Annotated in this window: 4 protein-coding genes; 1 reads left to right on the top strand and 3 read right to left on the bottom strand. The window is 67.9% G+C overall.

What is annotated here, in order from left to right; translation table 11 throughout:
* The coding region (locus GTP90_RS34915; RefSeq protein WP_161087813.1) for a hybrid sensor histidine kinase/response regulator at positions 1–1,199 on the bottom strand (1,199 nt) is incomplete at its 3' end.
* A 234-nt stretch (positions 1,200–1,433) separates the two neighbouring features.
* Between GTP90_RS34915 and GTP90_RS34910 the strand changes: the two genes are divergently transcribed.
* A complete protein-coding gene (locus GTP90_RS34910) occupies positions 1,434–1,832 on the top strand; it encodes a hypothetical protein (protein WP_161087812.1) in 399 nt (132 codons plus the stop codon).
* Between the two features lie 28 nt (positions 1,833–1,860).
* On the opposite strand, the gene GTP90_RS34905 is transcribed toward GTP90_RS34910, so the two are convergent.
* Both GTP90_RS34905 and GTP90_RS34900 read right to left on the bottom strand, forming a co-directional pair.
* The gene (locus GTP90_RS34905) at positions 1,861–2,838 is read right to left on the bottom strand and encodes a GGDEF domain-containing response regulator (RefSeq protein ID WP_161087811.1); all 978 of its coding nucleotides are present in this window, start codon (positions 2,836–2,838) and stop codon (positions 1,861–1,863) included.
* A gap of 262 nt (positions 2,839–3,100) precedes the next feature.
* A partial coding sequence (locus tag GTP90_RS34900) for a hybrid sensor histidine kinase/response regulator (protein WP_161087810.1) occupies positions 3,101–4,549 on the bottom strand: 1,449 nt, incomplete at its 5' end.

The raw sequence follows: 4,549 nt of genomic DNA, 5'->3' as shown, positions 1-4,549 counted from the left end.
TGGTGCTCGATGCGCGGCAGGCGCAGCGTGAAGGTGCTGCCGCCGCCCGGGCCCTTGCTGTCGGCGGCGATGTCGCCGCCGTGCAGCTCGGCCAGCCGGCGCACCAGCGACAGGCCGATGCCCAGGCCGCCCTGCGAGCGGTCCAGCGTGCTCGAGCCCTGCACGAACACGTCGAACACATGCGGCAGCAGGTCGGCCGCGATGCCGACGCCGGTGTCGCGCACGCTGAGCACGACATCGTCGTTCTCGGTCCAGGTGCGCACCTCGATGCGGCCGCCGGCCGGCGTGTACTTGAGGGCGTTGTCGATCAGGTTGCTGGCGATCTGCTCCAGCCGCGTGGCGTCGCCCTCGACCCAGCCGGGGTCGAGGTCGTTGACCAGCTCGTAGTCGGCGCTGCGGCCGGTGGCGCGGTAGGTCTCCAGCGTCTGCGCCACCAGCGCGGCCAGGTCCAGCGGCGCGCGGTTGAGCAGGATCTTGCCCGACATCGCGCGCGACAGGTCCAGCAGGTCGTCGACGATGCTGCCCAGGTGCTGGCTCTGGCGCTGGATGATCTTGCGCGCGCGCCCGACGCCGTCGGCCGACACGCCCGGCAGGCCGATCAGCGAGGCCGCGCTGCTGATGGCCGACAGCGGATTGCGCAGCTCGTGGCCCAGCATGGCGAGGAACTCGTCCTTGGCGTGGTTCTGCCGCTCGGCCGACTGGCGTTCCTCGATCTCGCGCGTGAGGCGCTCGTTGGTGGCGGTCAGCTCGGTGGTGCGCAGGCTCAGCTGGCGCGCCTGGCGCTTGAGCTCCTCGTTCTTGGTGGCCAGCGCGACAAACACCGCGACCTTGGCGTGCAGCACCTGCGGGATCACCGGCGTGAACAGGAAGTCCACCGCGCCGCGCTGGTAGGCCTTCAGGCGGTCGAGCTCGTCCGCGAGGAAGGCGGTGATGAAAATGATGGGAATGTTGGCCGAGCGCGCGCGCTGGTGGATCGCCTCGGCGGTCTCGAAGCCGTCCATGCCGGGCATGTTCACGTCCAGCAGGATCACCGCGAAGTCGTGCATCAGCACCTGGCGCAGGGCTTCCTGGCCCGAGCGGGCCGCCAGCACCTCATAGGCTTCCTGCTCGGCCCATTGGGTGAGCAGGCTGGTCAATGCGAACAGGCTGTTGGCATCGTCGTTGACCACCAGGATTTTGGGTTTTTCAGTTTTAGGCACGGGGTCTCTGCATCCTGCTGACACGGCGAAATCTTCGCGGCCTGGTAGCTGCCAGAGAAGCAAGAAATTGTCGCCAAACCATCATATCAATTGCATATATGAATGTCAAAAACCACCCCTCAATCGAACACGGCAGCATCAATGCGGCGGCGGGGCGCCAGTGTTCGGCGCCGTACAGACCGCGCCGGCGCGCGCTGCGATAGTGGTGGCCTAGCCTCGTTGAAAGGACACATCATGAATATCGATACTGTGGTGGATAAGGAATACCTGGGCCTGAGCTTCCGCGCGCTGGCCGACGCGCCCACCAGCGCGCTGCGCGGCCTGAGCGCCAAGGATGCCAAGGCGCTGGCGCAGGCGTTCAATGTGCACACGGTGCGCGAACTGGCCGCGCTGGACTTCGTCAAATGGGCTGCGGCCATCACCACCCTGGCCGACCTGGAGCAGGCCACGCCGGAAGAGCAGGCCAAGGAGACTCTGCTGGACGACGGCCTGGAGATGACGTTCCCGGCCAGCGATCCGGTGTCGGTCGACGCCGGTGTCACCCGCATCGAGGTGGCGCCGGAAAAGGTCGACGCGCACGACGACCACCAGCATGCGGGCAAGATGGAGCACGACGCCGCGCACCCGGCGTAAGCCCGGCGTGGACCGGCCGGCCCGCCGCTCAGGCCGGAGCCGGCGACATCGCGTGGTGCTGCTGCGGCGGCATGGCCATCATCTGCGCCGTGCAGCAGCGGTTCTTGCCGGCGCGCTTGGCCTCGTACAGCGCGGCGTCCGCCACGGCGATCACCGACGCCACCTGGTCGGCGTCGTCGGGATAGATGCCGATGCCGATGCTGGTCGACAGCCGCAAGGTCAGGCCGTTGATGACATAGGGTTCGGAGACCGCCTCGATCAGCTTGGCGGCCGGCTCGTGGGTGTCGCCCGGCTGGCTGATATTGCCCATGACGATGACGAACTCGTCGCCGCCGACGCGGGCCACCGTGTCTTCCTTGCGGGCGCAGCCGACCAGGCGCTGCGCCACCATCTTGAGGATCTCGTCGCCGGCCGCGTGGCCGTGGGTGTCGTTGATGGCCTTGAAGCCGTCCAGGTCCAGGTACATGACGGCGGCCCTGTTCTGCTGGCGCGTGGCGTGCTGCAGCACGGTGGCGATGCGGTCCTCCAGCAGGCGGCGGTTGGGCAGGCCGGTGAGCGGATCGTGCAGCGCCAGTTCCTGCTGCTGGCGGCTGTATTGGGCCAGCTCCTTGTACAGCAGCCGCACCTCGAGCATGTTGTGGATGCGCTTGTGCACTTCCAGCAGGTCGAACGGCTTGCTGATGAAGTCGCGCGCGCCCGCTTCCAGCGCGGCGATCTTGAAGCTGGGCTGGGCGGTCAGGGCCAGCACCGGCAGGTAGCCGCCCTGTTCGATTTCCTTCAGGCCCTTCATGACCTGGAAGCCGTTCAGGCCCGGCATCTGCAGGTCCAGCAGGATCAGGTCGTAGCAGTGCTGGCGGTGCAGCGGGCACACCTGCTCGGGCAGCATGGTGGAGGCGACATTGGTATAGCCGGCTTCGCGCAGGATCTCCAACATCAGTTCGACGTTGTCGGCGCTGTCATCCACCACCAGGATCTTGGCGTGCAGGATTTCGTCTCGGCTCGGCATATTGGTCTCTGTCTGTCTCAAATCGGCCATTCTGGCCGGAAAGTTATCGCCCTGCGATCATAGCGCAAGCATTTGTGCTGCGTCGCACACCTGCGCATGATATTTCCACATGGAAACTAATTGTACCTGTTTTTTCGTGATTTTGTAGTTTACCAACCGAATTTCGGATTGCTTGTAGGACATTGCCGCGTCTGCGGGTAGGAAATGTTTTATTCCGTGATAGCAATAGTCACCACGCCTGTTAAGCGTCTGTCAATCCGGCTCAGACGTGGCGGTGGTGGGCGCCCATGGCCACCTTCGCGATCAGCTCGTTCGGTTCGACCGGTTTGGCGATGTGCGCCAGGAAGCCGCTTGACAGCGCCTTGATGCGGTCCTCCGAGCGGGCGAACGCGGTCAGCGCGATGGCCGGCAGGTCGCCGCCGCGCGACGGGCCCAGCGCGCGGATGCGGTCCAGCAGGCCGTAGCCGTCCACTTCCGGCATGCCGAGGTCGCTGACCATCAGGTCCGGACGCGCGTGCTGCAGCAGCGACAGCGCCTCGGTGGCGGTGGCGGCGGTCAGCACGTCGGCGTTGCAGTCGGCCAGGATGCGCTTGATCAGCTCGCGCGCGTCGTCCTCGTCGTCCACCACCAGCACCTGCAGGCCGGTCAGGTCGTGGGCGGTGGCGCGGCGGCCGCCGATGGCCGTGCCCAGCGGCTCGTTGGCGCCGCGCCGGCGCGGCAGGCGCACGGTGAAGCAGGCGCCATGGCCGACGCCCTCGCTGGCGGCCGCCACGGTGCCGCCGTGCTGTTCCACCAGGTGCTTGACGATCGCCAGCCCCAGGCCCAGGCCGCCGTGCTGGCGGGTGGTGGTGGCGTCGGCCTGGCGGAAGCGCTCGAACACGTGGGCCAGGAAGTCGGGCGCGATGCCGATGCCGCTGTCGTGCACGATGATGGCGATCTGGTCGCCCTCGCGCCGGATGCGCACGCCGATGCGGCCGCCGGCCGGCGTGAACTTGAGGGCGTTGGTGAGCAGGTTCCAGATGATCTGCTGCAGGCGGTTGGCGTCGCCGGCCACCATGCCGGGCGCCGGCTCGAAGTCCTGGGCGATGTGGATCTGCTTGGCCTCGGCGGCCGGGCGCACGGTGTCGATGGCGGCCGCCGCGATGGCCGACGGCGCCAGCGCCAGCATCTCCAGCCGCACCTTGCCGGAGGCGATGCTGCTCATGTCGAGCAGGTCCTCGATCAGCTGGGCCTGGGCGCGGGCGTTGCGCTCGATGGTCTGCAGGCCGCGGTGCAGGTCGGCCTGGTCGCGGCTGCCGCGCCGCAGCACCTGGGCCCAGCCGAGGATGGCCGTCAGCGGCGTGCGCAGCTCGTGCGACAGTGTGGCCAGGAATTCATCCTTCATCTGGCTGTTGCGCTCGGCCTCGGCGCGCGCGTGGCGCTCGCTGTCGAGCAGGATCTTGCGTTCCTCGGCGGCCTGCTGCGAAGCCTCGTACAGGCGCGCGTTGTCGATGGCGATGGCGGCCTGGGCGGCGATGCCGCCGATGATGCGCTCGGTGCGCTCGCTGAACATGGCTGGCTCGGGATGGCCGAAGTGCAGGCAGCCGATCACCGCGCCCGAGCGCAGCGCCACCGGCACCGCCAGGTAGCTGCGCAGCGGCGGGTCGTCCCCGCCGCCGTCGTTGCGGGCGTCGGCCGGCCAGTCGTCGCTGCGCACGGTGCCGTTGGCGTA

It is taken from the genome of Duganella vulcania (assembly GCF_009857655.1).
Taxonomy (GTDB): Bacteria; Pseudomonadota; Gammaproteobacteria; order Burkholderiales; family Burkholderiaceae_D; genus Rugamonas; species Rugamonas vulcania.
The sequence above is the reverse complement of the archived record's forward strand: the minus strand, read 5'-3'. Positions and strand labels throughout refer to the sequence as shown.

Excerpts from the sequence above, each read along its gene's own strand:
- GTP90_RS34910 (WP_161087812.1), top strand. The coding sequence starts at position 1,434 with ATGAATATCGATACTGTGGTGGATAAGGAATACCTGGGCCTGAGCTTC.
- GTP90_RS34905 (WP_161087811.1), bottom strand. The coding sequence starts at position 2,838 with ATGCCGAGCCGAGACGAAATCCTGCACGCCAAGATCCTGGTGGTGGAT.